This window comes from Yoonia sp. (genome assembly GCF_046292185.1).
Classification (GTDB): Bacteria; Pseudomonadota; Alphaproteobacteria; order Rhodobacterales; family Rhodobacteraceae; genus Yoonia.
The window spans coordinates 1-17,362 of the sequence record NZ_JBKBQY010000073.1 but is presented as its reverse complement, the minus strand read 5'-3'; the positions used below and the strand labels follow the sequence as shown (position 1 = coordinate 17,362).

General features: G+C 60.9%; 15 protein-coding genes. 10 read left to right on the top strand and 5 right to left on the bottom strand.

Going from position 1 to position 17,362, the window contains the following annotated elements; all coding sequences use genetic code 11:
• The first annotated feature begins 27 nt into the window (after positions 1 to 27).
• The 5 genes from ACK4TM_RS12995 to ACK4TM_RS12975 all read left to right on the top strand — a co-directional run bounded on the left by ACK4TM_RS12995 (position 28) and on the right by ACK4TM_RS12975 (position 5,650).
• A complete protein-coding gene (locus tag ACK4TM_RS12995) occupies positions 28 to 1,245 on the top strand; it encodes an FAD-binding domain-containing protein (RefSeq protein ID WP_409701947.1) in 1,218 nt (405 codons plus the stop codon).
• Positions 1,242 to 2,162: an NAD(P)/FAD-dependent oxidoreductase gene (locus ACK4TM_RS12990; RefSeq protein ID WP_409701946.1), complete on the top strand. Its 921-nt coding sequence runs from the start codon at positions 1,242 to 1,244 to the stop codon at positions 2,160 to 2,162. Before ACK4TM_RS12995 ends, ACK4TM_RS12990 begins: the two co-directional genes overlap by 4 nt.
• Entirely contained in the window at positions 2,155 to 2,859 is a 705-nt protein-coding gene (gene ubiG, locus ACK4TM_RS12985) for a bifunctional 2-polyprenyl-6-hydroxyphenol methylase/3-demethylubiquinol 3-O-methyltransferase UbiG (protein ID WP_409701945.1), read from the top strand. Before ACK4TM_RS12990 ends, ubiG begins: the two co-directional genes overlap by 8 nt.
• Entirely contained in the window at positions 2,856 to 3,065 is a 210-nt protein-coding gene (locus tag ACK4TM_RS12980; RefSeq protein ID WP_409701944.1) for a DUF2805 domain-containing protein, read from the top strand. The genes ubiG and ACK4TM_RS12980 overlap by 4 nt, the downstream gene beginning before the upstream one ends.
• A gap of 71 nt (positions 3,066 to 3,136) precedes the next feature.
• On the top strand, positions 3,137 to 5,650 hold the full coding sequence (locus tag ACK4TM_RS12975; RefSeq protein WP_409701943.1) for a cation:proton antiporter: 2,514 nt from the start codon (positions 3,137 to 3,139) through the stop codon (positions 5,648 to 5,650).
• Here the strand turns inward: ACK4TM_RS12975 and ACK4TM_RS12970 are convergent.
• The 4 genes from ACK4TM_RS12970 to ACK4TM_RS12955 form a co-directional block, all read right to left on the bottom strand.
• Positions 5,634 to 7,460 carry an SLC13 family permease gene (locus ACK4TM_RS12970; protein WP_409701942.1) on the bottom strand — a complete coding sequence of 609 codons (1,827 nt, stop codon included), beginning with the start codon at positions 7,458 to 7,460 and terminating at the stop codon, positions 5,634 to 5,636. The genes ACK4TM_RS12975 and ACK4TM_RS12970 overlap by 17 nt on opposite strands.
• A 20-nt stretch (positions 7,461 to 7,480) precedes the next feature.
• Positions 7,481 to 8,860 carry a GntP family permease gene (locus ACK4TM_RS12965; RefSeq protein WP_409701941.1) on the bottom strand — a complete coding sequence of 460 codons (1,380 nt, stop codon included), beginning with the start codon at positions 8,858 to 8,860 and terminating at the stop codon, positions 7,481 to 7,483.
• A 62-nt stretch (positions 8,861 to 8,922) separates the two neighbouring features.
• Entirely contained in the window at positions 8,923 to 10,044 is a 1,122-nt protein-coding gene (locus tag ACK4TM_RS12960; protein WP_409701940.1) for a hypothetical protein, read from the bottom strand.
• 110 nt (positions 10,045 to 10,154) lie between these two features.
• On the bottom strand, positions 10,155 to 11,810 hold the full coding sequence (locus ACK4TM_RS12955) for a BCCT family transporter (RefSeq protein ID WP_409701939.1): 1,656 nt from the start codon (positions 11,808 to 11,810) through the stop codon (positions 10,155 to 10,157).
• Positions 11,811 to 11,981: 171 nt separating this feature from the next.
• On the opposite strand from ACK4TM_RS12955, the gene ACK4TM_RS12950 reads away from it, so the two are divergent.
• The 5 genes from ACK4TM_RS12950 to phnE (ACK4TM_RS12930) all read left to right on the top strand — a co-directional run bounded on the left by ACK4TM_RS12950 (position 11,982) and on the right by phnE (ACK4TM_RS12930) (position 16,409).
• Positions 11,982 to 12,779, top strand: coding sequence for a potassium channel family protein (locus ACK4TM_RS12950; RefSeq protein ID WP_409701938.1), 798 nt, complete (start codon positions 11,982 to 11,984; stop codon positions 12,777 to 12,779).
• Positions 12,780 to 12,963: 184 nt separating this feature from the next.
• Complete coding sequence (phnD, locus tag ACK4TM_RS12945) at positions 12,964 to 13,911, top strand: phosphate/phosphite/phosphonate ABC transporter substrate-binding protein (protein ID WP_409701937.1); 948 nt, start codon at positions 12,964 to 12,966, stop codon at positions 13,909 to 13,911.
• A 67-nt stretch (positions 13,912 to 13,978) separates the two neighbouring features.
• Positions 13,979 to 14,800 carry a phosphonate ABC transporter ATP-binding protein gene (phnC, locus tag ACK4TM_RS12940; RefSeq protein ID WP_409701936.1) on the top strand — a complete coding sequence of 274 codons (822 nt, stop codon included), beginning with the start codon at positions 13,979 to 13,981 and terminating at the stop codon, positions 14,798 to 14,800.
• Positions 14,797 to 15,600, top strand: coding sequence for a phosphonate ABC transporter, permease protein PhnE (gene phnE / locus ACK4TM_RS12935; protein WP_409701935.1), 804 nt, complete (start codon positions 14,797 to 14,799; stop codon positions 15,598 to 15,600). The genes phnC and phnE (ACK4TM_RS12935) overlap by 4 nt, the downstream gene beginning before the upstream one ends.
• The gene (phnE, locus tag ACK4TM_RS12930; protein WP_409701934.1) at positions 15,597 to 16,409 is read left to right on the top strand and encodes a phosphonate ABC transporter, permease protein PhnE; all 813 of its coding nucleotides are present in this window, start codon (positions 15,597 to 15,599) and stop codon (positions 16,407 to 16,409) included. The genes phnE (ACK4TM_RS12935) and phnE (ACK4TM_RS12930) overlap by 4 nt, the downstream gene beginning before the upstream one ends.
• 36 nt (positions 16,410 to 16,445) lie before the next feature.
• On the opposite strand, the gene ACK4TM_RS12925 is transcribed toward phnE (ACK4TM_RS12930), so the two are convergent.
• A complete protein-coding gene (locus tag ACK4TM_RS12925; protein WP_409701933.1) occupies positions 16,446 to 17,309 on the bottom strand; it encodes a universal stress protein in 864 nt (287 codons plus the stop codon).
• Positions 17,310 to 17,362 lie beyond the last annotated feature (53 nt).

The following is a 17,362-nucleotide window of genomic DNA, read 5'->3' as shown; positions in this document are numbered from 1 at the left end:
CAGTGATCATATCAGGACCTTTTCACAATGACCGAATTTCCCGCCACCCGTGCCGCTGGCCTTGCCGCGATGCAGGCTTTCGTCCCTGCGATGGGCAAACGCTATGCCAACGGGCGTAATTACGATCACGGGCCAGGCGCGCATAAGGCCGTGTCGCGACTGTCGCCCTACATCCGCCGCCGTCTGGTGACCGAAGCGGAGGTGGTGCAGGCCGCGATTGCCGCCCATGGCCCCGACACTGCGGAAAAATTTATCGATGAGATCATCTGGCGCGGCTATTTCAAAGGCTGGCTGGAACGCCGCCCGCAGGTCTGGGACAGCTATGTGGCAGGCGTGCAGGCCGATCTGGCGACACTGGACCGTGACCGCAAACTGCGGCGGAACCTGGAAAGGGCGATGGATGGCCAGACCGGGCTGGACTGTTTCGACGCATGGGCGGTGGAACTGGTCGAGACCGGTTATCTGCACAACCACGCGCGGATGTGGTTCGCGTCAATCTGGATCTTCACGCTGGGTTTGCCGTGGCGGCTGGGCGCGGATTTCTTTTACCGCCATCTGCTGGATGGCGATGCGGCATCCAATACGCTCGGCTGGCGTTGGGCGGCAGGGCTGCATACGCGCGGCAAGCCCTATCCGGCGCGCGCTGACAATATCACGACCTTTACCAATGGCCGCTTTCGCCCGCGCCCCGTTGATCTGGCTGATGTGACGCAAGGGCTGGAGACGACCGAGCCTGACGGCCTGCCATCCGTGCTGGCCCTGCGCGATGTGACAGCGCCCAAAACTGGTGTACCAACCGCATTGCTGATCACGGACGAGGATTGCTGGGCAGAGGCGTTCGACCTGGCCGGTCTGGATATCTGCACATGCGCAACATTGTTGGCAGGTCATCTGCGATCCCCCCTGCCCGTCGCTGACATGATCCTGCGGTTTGAGGCAGACGCGCTGAGCGATGCCGCCAGCCGTGCAGGCCAGAAGCCCGTGATGTTGCGCGCGGATCATCCCAACACGCTCGCAAACTGGGCGGCATCGGCTGGCGCGACCCAGATCGTCACGCCTTATGTCACGCGCGGACCGATCTATGACTGGCTGCAGCAGGCAGCACCTTACCTGCAAGCGCAAGGCATCACGCTGGCGGAATGGCGGCGCGATTGGGACGGCGCGATCTGGCCGCATGCGACGGCGGGGTTCTTCAAGGTCAGAAAACAGATCCCGCAGATCATTGCCGATCAGGTGCACGTATGAACCCTGTGATCATCATCGGCGCGGGGATCACAGGGCTGACCTGCGCGCGCAGGCTGAGCGATGGGGGCTGGCCCGTGATCGTGCTGGACAAGGGGCGCGGTATCGGCGGGCGCATGGCCACCCGGCGGACCGATGTGCTGACGTTCGATCACGGCGCGCAATATGTCAGCGCTGAAGGTGCTGTTTTCGCCAAGGTTCTGGCCGATCTGACCACTGCCGGGCAGGCCGGTCCTTGGCAGGACGGCATCGTCGGGGTGCCGGGGATGTCAGCATTGGCCAAGGGTCTGGGCGCAGGCGTGCCGGTGCAGCAGAACATGCAGGTAAGCGCCTTGGTACCGCAGGGTGACGGCTGGCAGGTGCAGGTCGGTGATGCGCGGCTGACGGCGCGGCGGGTGGTTGTCACCGTACCTGCGCCACAGGTGACGGATTTGCTGGGGGCTGATCACTCCCTCGCCCGGCGCCTCGCTGGCGTCAGCTATGCGCCCAACCTGACGCTGATGGCGGCGATCACTGGCGCTGCCCCCTTCATCACAGCGCGTGACCCTGATGCGGATTTGGCGTGGATCGCGCAGGACAGCAGCAAACCGGCCCGCCCTCAGGGTGCCACCGGATGGGTCGCGCAGGCCAGCGCGGCCTTCAGTATGGAACATCTGGAGAGTGACAAGGAAGAGATTGCCTCATTGATGCTGCCTTTGTTGCTGGGCCGTCTGGGTGCCAGTCCCGATCACGTCAGCTATGCCAGCGCGCATCGCTGGCGGTATGCCTTTGTCACGCAGGCCTTGGGCGCGCCGTTTCTGCGCAGCGCCGATGCGACGCTTTATCTGGGGGGCGATTGGTGCCTTGGGCCAAGGGTCGAGGATGCCTGGACCAGCGGCACGGCGATTGCGGATGATCTGTTGAGCCAGACCAATGCGTAATGATCTGACCATTTATGACACCTATGCCGACAAATGGTGGTCGGATGATATCCGCTGGGTGCGGACGCTGAAGAACCTTGTCCCCGGCAGGTTGAAACATTTCGACCGGCTGATCGACTGGCAGGGCAAGGATATGCTGGATCTGGGCTGTGCCGGCGGTTTCATGGCCGAGGCGATGGCGAAACGCGGTGCCAATGTCACTGGCATCGATCCCGCACGCGATGCGATCAAGGCCGCCCGCTGCCATGCCAAGGCCGAAGGGCTGCGCATCGGCTATGACACCGGCGTGGGCGAGGCGCTGCCTTATGATCACGCCAGCTTTGACGCGGTGGTCTGCGTCGATGTGTTGGAACATGTCGCCGATCTGGAGAAGGTGCTGGCCGGGGTTGCGCGCATATTGCGACCCGGTGGCCTGTTCCTATTCGACACAATCAACCGCAACCCTCTGGCGCGCTTTGCAACGATCACAATGGCCGAGGATATTTTGCGCCTGCTGCCAAGGGGTACGCATGATCCGACAATGTTCATCAAACCGCGCGAATTGCGGGCGGCGCTGCGGGCGGCGGGGCTGGTGCCGGGGCGGTTCACCGGGCTCGGGCCACGCGGGGTGAACCGGCGGCTTGATCTGACCTTTGGGCCATTGCCGCTGACGGCAGTGCTTTACATGGGCCATGCCCGCAAGGCAGATGCCGCATGACCCGCGCCCTGGATGCGGCAACGATCAGCGAGATTATCGAAATGGCGCTGTCCGATCACACCAGTTTTGCCCAGATCCGAAACCTGCACGGGTTGTCACCGGATCAGGTCAAAGTACTGATGCGGACTGAGCTGGCCCCAGGCAGCTATCGCGCGTGGCGCAGGCGGGTGCGCCAATTCGGTGACAGGCGAAAAATTTACAAATAAATTCTTCTTTATCATGCCGCAATGCGGCGCTTTGCCCATGCATTTCCCTGATCATGTGATAATTCAGATAGATGGACATCATTCTGATCACAACGGTTATCGCCTCGCTTTTTCTGATCATCGGCATTGCAGAGCCGCTGGCAGACCGTCTGCGCGTGCCCTATACCGTTATTCTGGCGGTGCTTGGGATGGCGCTTGCGTCCAGTGCAATCGTTCTGCTGCGCACAAATCTGACAAATGCGCTGAACCCGGCAGCCGAGGCGATCCTTGGCCTGCCGATCCGGTCGAATGTGTTCCTTTACGTCTTCCTCCCAACGCTGCTGTTTCAGGCGACGTTGGGGATGAACCTGCGGCGGATGCTGGATGATTGGGTGCCCATCATCGTGCTGGCGGTCGTTGCCGTAGTCGTGGCGACGTTCAGTGTCGGCTATGCCCTTTCGTGGATATCGGCGCTGCCGCTGGCCGCCTGTCTGCTGGTCGGTGCGATTGTATCGACAACCGATCCGTCGGCCGTGGTGTCGATCTTCCGCTCCATCTCTGCGCCACAGCGTCTGACACGGATCATCGAAGGCGAAAGCCTGCTGAATGACGCCGCCGCGATTGCGCTGTTCGGGCTGTTCATGGGGTTTGTGATGCTGGGCGTGCCCGACCCCAATCTGGGCGAGGCGCTGGCGCAGTTTCCGATGTTGATCTTTGGCGGGGCGGTGTCAGGGTGGTTGGCTGCACGGATCGCGGTGTGGCTGATGGCGCTTTTCATCCGGTTCGAGCTCGCGCAGATCTCGATCTCGGTGGCGCTGCCCTATCTGGCCTTTATCGGTGCTGAACAGCTGATTGGCGCTTCGGGCGTGATCGCTGTGGTCGCCGCCGGACTGACACTGAACCTGACCGGGCCGGGGCGGTTGCCGCCACAGGCCTGGACCAACCTGCGCGAGGTCTGGGATCTGCTTGCGCATTGGGCAGGCGCGTTGATCTTTATCCTCGCGGCCCTGTTCATTCCGCGCTTGCTGGAAGACGTACGGTTCACGGATTTCGCCATGATCGCCGTGGTGATCGCAGCAGCGATTGCCGCGCGTGTCGTTGTCCTGTTCGGATTGCTGCCGCTGTTGACCTTACTGCGTGCCTCGCCCGCCGTCGACCGGCCTTATCGCGTCGCCATCCTTTGGGGGGGCTTGCGCGGCGCAGTCACGCTGGCGCTGGCGCTGGCGGTCACCGAAAGCGTCCGGGTGCCGGTTGAGGTCAAGCGCGTCGTCGGTATTCTTGCCACGGGTTTCACATTGTTCACCCTGATCGTGCAGGGGTCCACCCTGCGCTGGGTCATCGCGCGGCTGGGTCTGGACCGGCTGTCGCCGATCGATGAGGCGTTGTCCCGGCAGGTCGTCGCCGTCGCGCTGCAGACAGTGCGCGAGGATGTCGCGCGCACCACTGAAAACTATGAACTCAGCCGCGAGATTATCCGGTCAGAGGCGAAACGCTTTGGCGAAAGGCTGGACGACGCCGTCAAGGACGCCGAGGAAAGCGCCAATATCCTGGACCGTGACCGGATCACGCTGGGGCTGATCGCGCTGGCCGGTCATGAACGCGACACGATCCTTGAACGTGTGCGGGAACGGACGATTTCATCGCGGATGGCCGAGCAGGTGCTGGCCGATTCCGAACGCCTGATCGAAGGCGCACGGACCGGCGGGCGCAGCGGCTATCAACGCGCCGCAAAACGATCGGTGACATATGACCGGGCCTTCCGGCTGGCTGTTTTCCTGCATAACCGACTGAAATTCTCTGCGCCGCTGGCGCGGATCACCGCGGACCGGTTCGAATTTCTGCTGTCACAACGCCTGATCCTGCGCGACGTGGATTCTTTTATCGATGGGCGTATCCGACGCATTCACGGACGGCGGGTTGCCGATCTGCTGCAGGAACTGCTGACGCGGCGGACCGAAGCCGTCGAAACCGCGCTGGAAGGTTTGCGTCTGCAATATCCGGGTTACGCGGAAGAGCTTGAACGCCGTTTCATCCGCCGTACCGCCCTGCGACTGGAAGAACGCGAATATGCCACGATGCGTGATGATGGGCTGATCGGGGCAGAGGTTTACACCAATCTGTCCTTGGATCTCGCGGCGCGCCGCGCTGCCGCTGAACAACGGCCAAGGCTCGACATCGCCCCGCAACGGTCCGAGCTGGTGCGGCAATTGCCGCTGTTCGCAGATCTTGATGATGCCACGCTGAAACAACTTGGGCGCGCCTTCCAGACCCGCTATGCCAATGCGGATGACATATTGATCCGCAAGGATAACGCCTCGAAAAGCGTGTTTTTCATCGCGTCCGGGGCGGTGGAACTGCAGGTCGCAGGCCAGACATGGCGTCTTGGCCCGGGAGAGATGTTCGGCCAGATGGCGATCCTGATGCAACGCCCACGCCGGGCGTTGGTGCGTGCGATTGCGCCGTCAACCTTGCTGATGCTGGACGAGAACCGGTTCCGGCGGCTGCTCAAACGAAGCGGCGCCTTGCAGCAGGCCGTGCGCGCCAGCGCGGAAAAGCGCGGCATCGCCCCCGACCGACTGTTGGCCGATATCACAGAGGCCAAATGATCAGCAAAAGCGGCAGTGCCACGACAACGACAATAGCCTCCAACGGCAGCCCGAGTTTCCAGTAATCGCCAAAGCCAAAACCACCGGGGCCAAGGATCAATGTGTTGTTCTGGTGCCCGATGGGCGTCAGGAAGGCGCAGGACGCCCCTATCGCCACAGCCATCAGGAAACTGTCGGGGCTGACCCCCAACGAGGCCGCAATCCCGATGGCGATGGGGCACAGCACGGCGGCGGTGGCGGCATTGTTCATCACATCCGACAGAAACATCGTAGTGATCAGCACCACGGCCAGCGCGATGATCGGATTGCCCTGCGCAATCGTGCCGACAAGAAACTGCGCCAGCACATCGGCCGCCCCTGTTGTCTGCAATGCGCCGGCAACCGGAATCAATGCCGCCAGCAACACGATCACCGGCCAATCGATCGCGGTATAAATCGACCGGGGGGGTACGGTGCGAAACAGCATCGTGGCGATCACCCCGATGGTAAAGGCCGCCGCCGCAGGCAACAGGCCCAAGGTCACGACCCCCACCGAGATCAGCATGATCGCCCCTGCAATCAGCGCCATGCGTTTGTCAGGAATCCGCAATTCGCGCTCACCCAAAGGCACGCAGCCGCTGTCGTTGATGAAATCGGCGATCACCTCTGCGGGGCCTTGCATCAGCAGCAGGTCACCCGATTTCAGCTTCATGGTACGCAGCCGCGCGCGGGGCCTGTGGCCTTGGCGCGAGACAGCAAGCAGGTTCAACCCATAGCGTGTGCGCAGTCTGAGGTCCTTGGCCGACTGGCCCATGATCGTCGAATTGGGCAGCACCGCCAGTTCACGCAGAACGATGTCTTCGTCGCGCTTTGGCTTGTCGTCATCCGCGCTATCATCATCCTTGACGGTTTTCTTGGGCTTTTCTTCGTCGGGCTTTGATGATCCTTCTTCTTCCAGCTTGATGCCGAAGACAGACAGCGCCTCGGCCAGTGCGTCGACATCAGCCTCCAGCACCAGAATATCGCCACCGCGGATGCGCCTGCCGCCATGCGGCGCGGTCATCCGTACCTCGTTGCGCACAAGGCCGATGACCTGCGCCTCGCTGTCGTCGATTTCGCGTTCAAAGGCGCGCAGCGTCATGCCATTGGCCTTGCTGTCATCGGGCACGCGGACTTCGGTCATATAGGCGCCGGTGGCGAAATCACCGTCCGCACCGGATTTGCGCGCAGGCACCAGCCGCCAGCCAAACAGCGCGATAAACGCAACCCCCGCCACCGCGACCGCCACACCGACCGGCGCGAAATCGAACATCGCGAACTGGCCCAGCCCTGCCTGGGCACGAAAGCCCGAGACGATCAGATTGGGCGGCGTACCGATCAGCGTGGTCATGCCGCCAAGGATCGTGCCGAATGCCAGGGGCATCAGCACCTGCCCTGGGGTCAGTTCAAGCCTGCCAGACAATTGCACGGCCACCGGCATCAGCAGCGCCATCGCACCCACGTTGTTCATGAAACCCGACAACAGCGCGCCCAGCCCCATCAACGCGGCAAGGCTTGTCACCCGGCCTGCGTTGCGCGGCAGCACATTGCGCGCGATCCAGTCCACCGCCCCGGTGTTCTGCAAACCCTGGCTCAGGACCAGTACGCAGGCGACCGTGATCACGGCAGGATGACCGAAACCGGCAAAAGCATCCTCGGACGTGACCAAACCGGCCACCACAGACGCCATCAGCGCGGACAGGGCCACGACATCGTGCCGGAACCGCCCCCACAGAAACAACGCCATGGTTGCGGTCAGAATAGCAAAGATCAACAGTTGCGGCATGGTCATGGCGACGACTTTCAAAGTGTTCAGAAGCTGCCAAAGATCGTGCCCAGCGCCACCAGCACGACAAGTGCCATAACCGGAATCACAACGGCGACGACCGCGATATCCTTGTATGCCTCGCGGTGGGTCAGACCGCAAATGGTCAGCAGGGTGATGACCGCCCCGTTATGCGGCAGCGCGTCCAGCCCCCCCGTGGCCACCGCCGTCACCCGGTGCAGCAAATCGGGGGAAATGCCCGCCGCACTGCCCATTTCTAGGTAAGCATCACCCAAGGTTGCAAGGGCGATGGACATCCCACCCGATGCCGACCCTGTCATGCCCGCCAGCAGGCTGGTGCCGATGGCCAGCGATATCAGCGGGTTATCGCCACCCACCGTGACCACCCAGTCGCGGATCAGCCCAAAAGCGCCGAGCGAGGCGATCACTGCCCCGAATCCCACCAGCGATGCGGTGTTGAAAATCGGTTGCAGCGAATCCTGCGCACCCCGGTCAAGGATCACACCGATGCGCGACGCAAGCCTGCCCCAGTTCAACACCACCAGCGCCACGCAGGACAAGGTAAGGGCGGCGATGATTGACCAGACGCCGCGCAAAGCATCAATATCGGTGCTGCCGAACGCGGGGTCAGACAGATAGGCCGTACCCATCCGCGGTATCACGACGAAGGTGAACACAAGATTCAGGACAAAGACCAGCACCAGCGGCAAGGCGGCAACCGTGATGCCCGGCGGATCGCCAGCGGTGTGATTGATCTGCTGCGCGTCGTCCGTGCCATATCCCGGCCCCAGCCGACGCACACGATATTCCAGCCAGAGCCAGCCGAGGCCCAGCATCAACACCGCCGTGATCAACCCCAATCCGGGGGCCGCAAACGGCGTGGTCCCGAAATAGGGCATCGGGATCGCGTTCTGGATCGCGGGCGTGCCGGGCAATGCTGTCATGGTGAAGGTGAAAGCGCCCAGCGCGATGCTCGCGGGGATCAGGACGCGGGGCAGGCCTGCCTCTTTGAACAGGGCGGCGGCGATGGGCCAGACGGCGAAGGCCACGACGAACAGCGACACGCCGCCATAGGTCATCACGGCACAGGACAAGACCACCGCCAAAACCGCGCGCCCCGACCCCAGCCGGAGGATGATACCGCCCGCCAGCACGCGGGCAGAACCAGAGGCATCCATCAGCTTGCCAAACACCGCACCCAGCAGGAACAGCGGGAAATACTGGATGATAAAGCCACCTGTCGCCCGCATGAAAATCTGGGTGTAACTGGCCAGAAGCGGCCCGCCTTCGGCCAACAGCACCGCCAGCATCGCCATGGCAGGGGCCAGCAGCAGCAGGCTGATCCCGCGATAGGCCAGCACAATCAGCGCGATCAGGGCGATGGTGATCACCAGAATGCCCAGCATGATCATCGATCCCCCGGTGGCAGCAAAATGGGCCGGACCTGATCCGGCCCCATCGTCTGTGGTCAGACCGCGTAGCGCAGGATCGCGGCCAGTGTCGCGTTGTTGGGCAGGTCATCCTTGCGCACGGCAAGCACACGGCCACCATGAGCCAGAACGCGGCCCGCGATTTCATCGACGACATCATAGCTGACGGCGCTGGATTCCTTGTCAAAAGTCACGGCACCAGAGGTTTCATCGACAAGACCAGGGACGGCAGCGTCAATATCGACCAATAGAACCTCAACCGCACCAAAGGTCGCCGCGCGGGCGGCATCGGCGGTATCGGTTGTGGCGCGGCCATCAGCCTCGCGCGTGGTGAACAGGGCGTTCATTTCCGTCACCATGGCGGCGTTGGTTTCATCAACGACCTTGCGCGCGTCGCTGCCCAGATCATGGGGCGCGATACGGGCCGGGCTGGTTTCGATCGCCGTTCCGGCCAGATGCGGATAGCTATTCACAGACTGATACATCGCCAGCAGCGGTTGCGTCGCGACAAGGATCAGCGGTTCGGACCGGCCCGACAGTAACCCGCGCAGGGCGCTGTCGATCTGGCGGCAATATTGGCGCAAATGATGCTTCTGGCCTTCACCGCCGCCCAGCCGGCCCGAATAGTTGCGCGAGTTCACATTCGCGGTGCCTGCGACGGATCCGGCATCCTTGGGCAGGTTCGGGACCTTGATTTCCTGTGCAGGCTGGTCGCCCAGCAATTCGATCACGCGGACTTCATCCTCGGCCAGTGCCAGCACGAATGCGTGCTGAGGCATCGACACGGCGCGCAGCAGCGGCTTGAGGTGAAAACGGTCGGAGACGTTGAAAGTTTCGCTCAGTTGATTGGGCAGACGGTAGCTGCGCAAACTGTCGGGCGTGACAAAGATCGCCAGCGCGTTGGCCTGGACACGCCAGAAATCGTCATCATCCATCAGGTCATGCAGTTGTTCTTCGATCGGCCAGATCGTGCGCTTGGCTGCGCCCGCTTCTTCCAGTTGCGCGACAGCATCAGTGGTCAGTTGTTTCAGGCGGGTACGCGCCGCGTCGATATGCTGAGTCTCAGGCGTGGTGGTCAGATAGATGCTGACCAAAGCCTCTCCTCGGGTGGATGCGAGTTTCGTGACTTCGGCGGATGTAGGGATATCGACATAGAGCATAAAGCGGGCCTTCCTGTTTGTTCATAGGTTACAACAGCAGGTAAGCTCACAGATGTTTGTTTACAACCGGAGCCCGGCGCCGTCTGACAGACAGCGCCGGGGGATACTGGTCAGCGCGGTTCGTTCATCAACCCGCGCACGACAGCATAACAGGCCGCCAGCAGCACGATCGTGAATGGCAAACCCGCCGACACGGCCATGGCCTGCAACGCCGCAAGCCCACCGCCCAGCAGCAGTGCCACGGCAACCGCGCCCTCGAAGCTGGCCCAGAATATGCGCTGGATTACCGGCGCGTTGGTCTTGCCGCCTGCCGCGATCGTGTCGATCACAAGGCTGCCCGAATCCGACGAGGTGATAAAGAACACCACGACAAGGACGATCCCGACAAAGGACGTGATGGCCGTCAGCGGTAGCTGGGTCAGCATTTCGAACAGTTTCAGTTCAAGCGCTGCATCCTGCACGGCGGTAAAGCCGTCGTTCACCACCTGACCGATGGCGGTGCCGCCCAGCGCGGTCATCCAGAGCACGGACAATAAGGTCGGCACGATCAGCACGCCGATCAGGAATTCACGCACTGTCCGTCCACGGCTGACACGCGCGATGAACATACCCACGAAAGGTGACCAGCTGATCCACCACGCCCAATAGAACGCGGTCCAGCCTTGAGAAAAGTTCGCGTCCTCGCGCGCAAAGGGCATCGACAAGGCAGGCAGGTATTGACCGTAAGCCAGCAGATTGCCCCAGAACCCGGTCAGGATCGCGACAGTCGGCCCTGCGATGATGATGAACAGCAAAAGCAATGTTGCCAGACCCATGTTCACCTCGGACAGAACTTTGACACCGCCATCAAGGCCGCGGACGATGGACCCGATGGCGATCAGCGTGATCACGATGATCAGCAGGATCAGCATCGAATTGCCAGTGCCCAGACCGAACAGAAAGTTCAGACCAGCAGACGCCTGTTGCGCGCCGATCCCCAAAGATGTCGCCAGACCAAAGACCGTCGCCAGCACCGCTAGAATGTCGATGACATGTCCCGGCCAGCCCCAGACGCGTTCACCAAAGATCGGGTAGAAACAGGACCGCAGCGTCAGCGGCAGCCCCTTGTTGTAGCTGAACAGCGCCAGCGCCAGCGCGACCACCGCATAGATCGCCCAAGGGTGCAGACCCCAATGAAAGATCGTGGCAGCCATGCCCAGACGACGGGCTTCCTCAATATTGCCTTCGGCGCCACCCAGCGGTGCCCAGTCAGTGCGCAATCCGTCTTCGCCCAGTGTGATACCGGCCAAGGCGGCATCGAAATGACCCATCGGTTCGGACACACCGAAAAACATCAGCCCGATACCCATGCCGGCGGCGAACAGCATCGAAAACCAGCCGACATAGCCATAATCAGGCGTTGCATCCGGCCCGCCAAGGCGCACGCGGCCCAAGGGCGATATGATCAGCCCCAGACACACCAGCACAAAGATATTCCCAGCACTCAGGAAAAACCAATCCAGATTGGCGGTCAGCCAGTCACGCAGACCGACGAACAGCGGCTCGGCCTGGTTCTGAAACGCCAGCGTCAGGAACGTGAACACCATGATGGAGACCGCTGATACTGAGAACACGATCTTGTGCAGGTCGAGTTCAAGCGCGACGGCACCACTGAAATTATCCTGACCGATGTCATAATCGGTCTCGATAATTTCAGTGTTGCCCTCGGGTTCGGGAATTGCTTCGACTTCGGGCGCGTCATCGCCCGGTTCGGTGTGATCTGTCATTATCGATCCCTTCCTGATTATTTATCTGCACTAGCGTGGCAGATACAGATGAAGTGACGCGTCTAGCCTATCGGCCATGGATTTTCAATTGAACCGTAGAATAAAATCATTATTCTGCATATACTTAGCAGATCACGCGCAACTCATGCCCTGCAAGGTGCGACAAACTAGATGGCAAAACAACGATTCGAAGGGCATTTTGCTCCCCTGCGCGGGACGCTTTATGAGCTTTACCATGGGCGTAGCAAAGCAGGATTGCGCTTTCGGTTGGGGCTGTTGGTTTTCGATCTGACGATCATCGGCAGTTATGTCATCACCAGCGTCTTTGGCACCGCGCATGACTTCCCAGCCCTTAACCTGCTGTTGGCGCTGATCGTGCTGGCCGATCTGATCGCGCGCTGGATGATCGCCCCGAGCGCGCGCAAATTCATGCTGCGGGAGCCGTTGAACTGGGCCGATGTCATCGTGATCGTCAGTTTGGTGGCATCGCAAAGCTTTGGCGATTTCGCGTTCCTGCGGGTGCTGCGGGCATTGCGGGTACTGCGGTCCTACCGCGTCTTGCAGGAACTCCGCGACGACAGCCGGTTTTTCCGCCGCAATGAAGAAGTCATTCAACGCAGTGTCAATCTGACGGTGTTCATCTTTATCGTGTCCGGTCTGGTGCATACGTCACAACAAAGGGTGAACCCCGATATCGACACCTGGGTCGATGCACTCTATTTCACGATGGCTGCGCTGACGACGACAGGGTTTGGCGATATCGTTCTGGTAGGCACACCCGGGCGCTGGCTGTCAATCGCGATCCTGATCGTAGGAGTCGGCTTGTTCCTGCATCTTTTGCAATCGGTATTTCAGCCGCCGAAAGTACGCCAGAAATGCGGCTCATGCGGGCTTTTGCTGCATGACCCCGATGCGATCCACTGCAAACATTGTGGCGCAGAGATGAATATCGAAACCGAAGGCGGATAAGACCGTCCTCCCGTCCTGGGGCCATGCTGTCACATCACTTTTGCACAAACGCGCCAGAGCTTGATCCTGCAGCTTGCACTGCGCCTGCGCCTTTTACAAAAACATCATAATTACTTTACGGGACTGTTTCATTCGGCGGTCAGGGACAACGCATCACCCCTGCTGCTGCAAAAGGAACTTTTCTATGAAAATGATTGCGTCACTGACCGCCATGGCTGTCGTGCTGGCGACGCCCAGCTTTGCGGAATTCGCCCTGTCTGACCGTTTCGTCGATAACGACGGCGACCTGATCGCCGATATCCCCGCCGACGAATCCGAATGGCTGGACCCGGCAACCCTGGTCTTTGCCTACACACCTGTGGAAGACCCTGCCGTCTATGCCGAAGTCTGGCAGCCCTTCCTTGACCACATGGAAGAACTGACAGGCAAGAATGTGCAATTCTTCCCCGTCCAGTCCAATGCCGCGCAGATCGAAGCGATGCGCGCGGGCCGTCTGCATGTCGCCGGTTTCAACACCGGGTCGAACCCATTGGCCGTCGCCTGTGCCGGTTTTCGTCCTTTTGCGATGATGGCCAGCGAAGACGGGTCATTCGGCTATGAAATGGAAATCATCACCTATCCTGACAGCGGTATCGCCGAAATTGCCGATCTTGCGGGCCGCACTTTGGCCTTCACCTCCGAAACCTCGAATTCTGGCTTCAAGGCACCTTCCGCCTTGCTGGAATCCGAATTCGGACTTGTCGCTGGCACTGATTTCGAAAGCGCCTTTTCTGGCGCGCATGACAATTCGATCCTCGGTGTTGCCAACCGTGACTATGACGCTGCCGCAATCGCCAATTCGGTGCGTATCCGCATGGAAGCCCGCGACGTCGTGCGTCCCGACCAGTTGGAAATCATCTACACCTCTGACACGTTTCCGACGACCGGGTATGGCACCGTCTATAACCTGCACCCCGAGCTGCAGGAAAAAGTCGCCGAGGCTTTCTTTTCCTTCGACTGGACCGGCACCGCGATGGAAGAAGAATTCAGCAATTCCGGTGAATCGCAGTTCATCCCGATCACCTTTCAGGAAAACTGGTCGGTGATCCGCCAGATCGATGCGGCAATGGGCGTGGAATACAACTGTCAATAACGACACCACCTTACCGGACGCGGGCGGCAGGTGTCGCCCGCGTCATTTCTTTTGTCAGGAACCTGCGATGCTGACCCTCCAAGGCTTGTCCAAGACTTATAAAACCGGCGACACCGCGCTGTCCGATGTGACGCTGGATGTTCCCAAAGGCCAGATCATGGGACTGATTGGCCCGTCCGGCGCGGGAAAATCCACGCTGATCCGCTGTATCAACCGGCTGGTTGAACCCACGGGCGGTAAGGTGCTGCTGAATGATGTCGACCTCGTCGGTCTGGGCAAGCGCGAGCTGCGCCAGCAACGCCGCCGGATCGGGATGATCTTTCAGGAATATGCGCTGGTTGAGCGGCTGACGGTGATGGAAAACGTCCTTTCGGGGCGGCTCGGTTATGTCCCGTTCTGGCGCAGCTATCTGCGCAAATTTCCTGCCGATGACATTGCCCGTGCCTATGCGCTGCTGGATCGTGTCGGCCTGATCCAACATGCCGACAAACGCGCCGATGCCCTGTCCGGTGGCCAGCGCCAGCGAGTCGGCATCGCCCGTGCGCTGGCGCAGGACCCCGAATTGCTGCTGGTTGATGAACCAACCGCCAGCCTTGACCCAAAGACATCGCGCCAGATCATGCGCCTGCTGATCGAGATTTGCGCCGAACGTGGTCTGCCTGCCATCGTGAACATCCACGACGTGCCCCTGGCGCAGCAATTCATGCAGCGCATCGTCGGCCTGCGCGCCGGGCGTGTGGTCTTTGACGGCCCGCCGGAACAGCTGACCCAAGGCGCGTTGACCACGATCTATGGCGAGGAAGACTGGAACGCGATGCGCAAAGGTGACGAGGAACAGACCGCAGCCGAGGCCGATGCGCGTGACCGGATTGCGGCGCTGGTCGTATGAGCAGCACCTATCCCACCCGCTGGAAGCGCCCGCCGCAGATCATCAAGGACCGGCGCTGGCGGATCGCCATACAGATCGGCATTGTTGTCTATCTGGTGCTGGCGATCAGCACCGTCGATGTGAACTGGGCCCGGGTCTACGAAGGTCTGGAACGCGGTCAGCGGTTCATCATGGGCTTTCTGCAACCGGATTTCACCAGCCGCTGGCGTGATATCAGCAACGGGCTGGTCGAAAGCCTGACGATGACCCTGACCTCAACTGTGGTCGGCGTGGCGATATCGGTGCCCATCGGGATCGGGGCAGCCCGCAACATAGCCCCACGCTGGGTCTATGCGATCTGCCGGTCGATCATCGCGGTCAGCCGCGCCTTGCAGGAAATCATCATCGCGATCTTTCTGGTGGCGATGTTCGGGTTCGGCCCTTTCGCGGGCTTCCTGACCCTGTCCTTTGCCACTATCGGTTTCATCGCCAAACTGCTGGCAGATGATATCGAAGAGATTCAGGAAGCCCAAGCCGAAGCGGTGCGCGCCACCGGTGCTTCTTGGTGGCAAGTCGTCAATTATGCGGTGCAGCCGCAGGTCATGCCACGCCTGATCGGGCTGTCGCTGTACCGGCTCGATATCAATTTCCGCGAATCCGCCGTGATCGGGATCGTCGGTGCCGGTGGCATCGGTGCCACGCTGAACACCGCGATCAGCCGCTATGAATATGACAGCGCCGGAGCGATCCTTCTGATCATCATCGGGATCGTGATGGTGGCGGAATACAGCTCCAGCTACCTGCGAAAGTTTCTGCAATGACCGAATTGTCCCATCATTCCCAAGTCTGGACCTATCGCACCCCGCGCGCCCGGCTGTTGTTGTGGGGCGGCTGGTTGGCCCTTGTCGCGCTGGTCGTCTATTGCTGGCAGGTCATGACCGCACGCACGATGTGGGCCTTCGTCTGGGATGCCCCGACCCAAGCCGCTGATATCGGCAGCCGGATGATGCCGCCGCGCTGGTCCTATCTGCCTGAACTGATGGGACCTTTGTGGGATACGATCAACATCGCCACTCTGGGCACATTGGGTGGCGTCGTCATGGCGGTGCCGATAGCCTTTGTGGCCGCGCGCAACACATCGCCATCACTGCTGATCCTGCGCCCCATCGCGTTGTTCATCATCGTGGCGTCGCGGTCAATCAATTCGCTGATCTGGGCGCTGTTGTTGGTGGCCATCATTGGGCCGGGGCTGCTGGCCGGGATCATCGCCATCGCGCTACGGTCAATCGGGTTCATCGGCAAGCTGCTGTATGAGGCGATTGAGGAAACCGACGCCAAACAGATCGAAGCGGTCACCGCGACAGGGGCCAGCGGCGCGCAGGTGCTGAGCTATGCGATTGTGCCGCAGATCATGCCGGCCTTCTGGGGGATCACCGTGTTCCGCTGGGATATCAATATCCGCGAAAGCGCGATACTCGGGCTGGTCGGTGCCGGTGGAATCGGGCTGAAACTGAACGCCTCGCTCAATACGCTGGCATGGGGTCAGATCAGCGTGATCCTACTGCTGATCCTCGGCACTGTGGTGGTCAGCGAATGGGTATCGTCAAGGATGCGGCACGCGATCATCTGAAACGCGCAGGGGCGGCAACCGCCCCTGCACCGCCGGTCATCGCATCAGAACGACCGGCACCTTGCAGGCCCTGATCATCGCAGTGGTGGTCGATCCGATGATCAGGCTGCGGATCCGGCTATGGCCGTAGGCACCCATTACCAGCATATCGAAATTGTCCTGTTCCACCAGATCTGCCAGCGCCTTTTCCGGCTGACCGGGCAGCACGGATGTCTGCGCGTCAAGACCTGCGGCTTTCAGCATGGCCTTGGCGTTTTCCAGACCTTTGCGCACCTCTGGCGTTTCATTGCCGACGGTGACGACATGAATGGTCAGCCCCTGAAACACCGGGCTGCGCGCGATGTGATCGACCGCTTTCATTGCAGAGGCCCCGCCATCAAAGGCGACCAGCACCTTGTTCACAGGTTTGAAGGCGCGCGCAGCAACATAGACGGGTTTCTGGCTTGTGCGCACGATCCGTTCCAGATTGGACCCAAGATGACCCTTGGCGAAATCGGCGTCCTCACCGCGTTTGCCGACGATGATGACCCGCGCATCGCCTTCAACTTCGGAAACCGCCTCGACCACGTCGCCATGGCGCAGCCGCGTGTTGATGTCAGTGACGCCGTCCTTGTCCAGAATGGCACGGGCGTCATCCAGAATGGCGCGGCCGCGATGGCTCATCAGTTTGGAGCGTTGCGCGTCGAGTTCTGTCAGTTCTTCCAGCAATGCGGTGCGCGCGCCCAGCGCGATGGCACCGGAATGATCGCGCTTGCCGGATGTATCGCGCGGACCCAAAACGTGGATCAGTTCGACCGGCGCAGCGGTGCGTTCGGCGATCCACGCGGCGTTGTGGCAGACGCTTTCCGAATAGATCGACCCATCGATGAAAGCGACGATCTTTTGTGTGGGTTGTGTCATATCATCCGCTCCTTAATGGGACATCAGCTTGTCCATCGCGCCGGGCTTGTCAT

What these genes read in the sequence shown, in the direction of transcription:
- phnE (WP_409701935.1), top strand. Translation starts at nt 14,797, where the DNA reads ATGAGCAGCACCTATCCCACCCGCTGGAAGCGCCCGCCGCAGATCATC.
- phnE (WP_409701934.1), top strand. Translation starts at nt 15,597, where the DNA reads ATGACCGAATTGTCCCATCATTCCCAAGTCTGGACCTATCGCACCCCG.
- ACK4TM_RS12990 (WP_409701946.1), top strand. Translation starts at nt 1,242, where the DNA reads ATGAACCCTGTGATCATCATCGGCGCGGGGATCACAGGGCTGACCTGC.
- ACK4TM_RS12980 (WP_409701944.1), top strand. Translation starts at nt 2,856, where the DNA reads ATGACCCGCGCCCTGGATGCGGCAACGATCAGCGAGATTATCGAAATG.
- ACK4TM_RS12965 (WP_409701941.1), bottom strand. Translation starts at nt 8,860, where the DNA reads ATGCTGGGCATTCTGGTGATCACCATCGCCCTGATCGCGCTGATTGTG.
- ACK4TM_RS12950 (WP_409701938.1), top strand. Translation starts at nt 11,982, where the DNA reads ATGGCAAAACAACGATTCGAAGGGCATTTTGCTCCCCTGCGCGGGACG.
- ACK4TM_RS12955 (WP_409701939.1), bottom strand. Translation starts at nt 11,810, where the DNA reads ATGACAGATCACACCGAACCGGGCGATGACGCGCCCGAAGTCGAAGCA.
- ubiG (WP_409701945.1), top strand. Translation starts at nt 2,155, where the DNA reads ATGCGTAATGATCTGACCATTTATGACACCTATGCCGACAAATGGTGG.
- phnC (WP_409701936.1), top strand. Translation starts at nt 13,979, where the DNA reads ATGCTGACCCTCCAAGGCTTGTCCAAGACTTATAAAACCGGCGACACC.
- ACK4TM_RS12970 (WP_409701942.1), bottom strand. Translation starts at nt 7,460, where the DNA reads ATGACCATGCCGCAACTGTTGATCTTTGCTATTCTGACCGCAACCATG.
- ACK4TM_RS12960 (WP_409701940.1), bottom strand. Translation starts at nt 10,044, where the DNA reads ATGCTCTATGTCGATATCCCTACATCCGCCGAAGTCACGAAACTCGCA.
- ACK4TM_RS12995 (WP_409701947.1), top strand. Translation starts at nt 28, where the DNA reads ATGACCGAATTTCCCGCCACCCGTGCCGCTGGCCTTGCCGCGATGCAG.
- ACK4TM_RS12925 (WP_409701933.1), bottom strand. Translation starts at nt 17,309, where the DNA reads ATGACACAACCCACACAAAAGATCGTCGCTTTCATCGATGGGTCGATC.
- phnD (WP_409701937.1), top strand. Translation starts at nt 12,964, where the DNA reads ATGAAAATGATTGCGTCACTGACCGCCATGGCTGTCGTGCTGGCGACG.
- ACK4TM_RS12975 (WP_409701943.1), top strand. Translation starts at nt 3,137, where the DNA reads ATGGACATCATTCTGATCACAACGGTTATCGCCTCGCTTTTTCTGATC.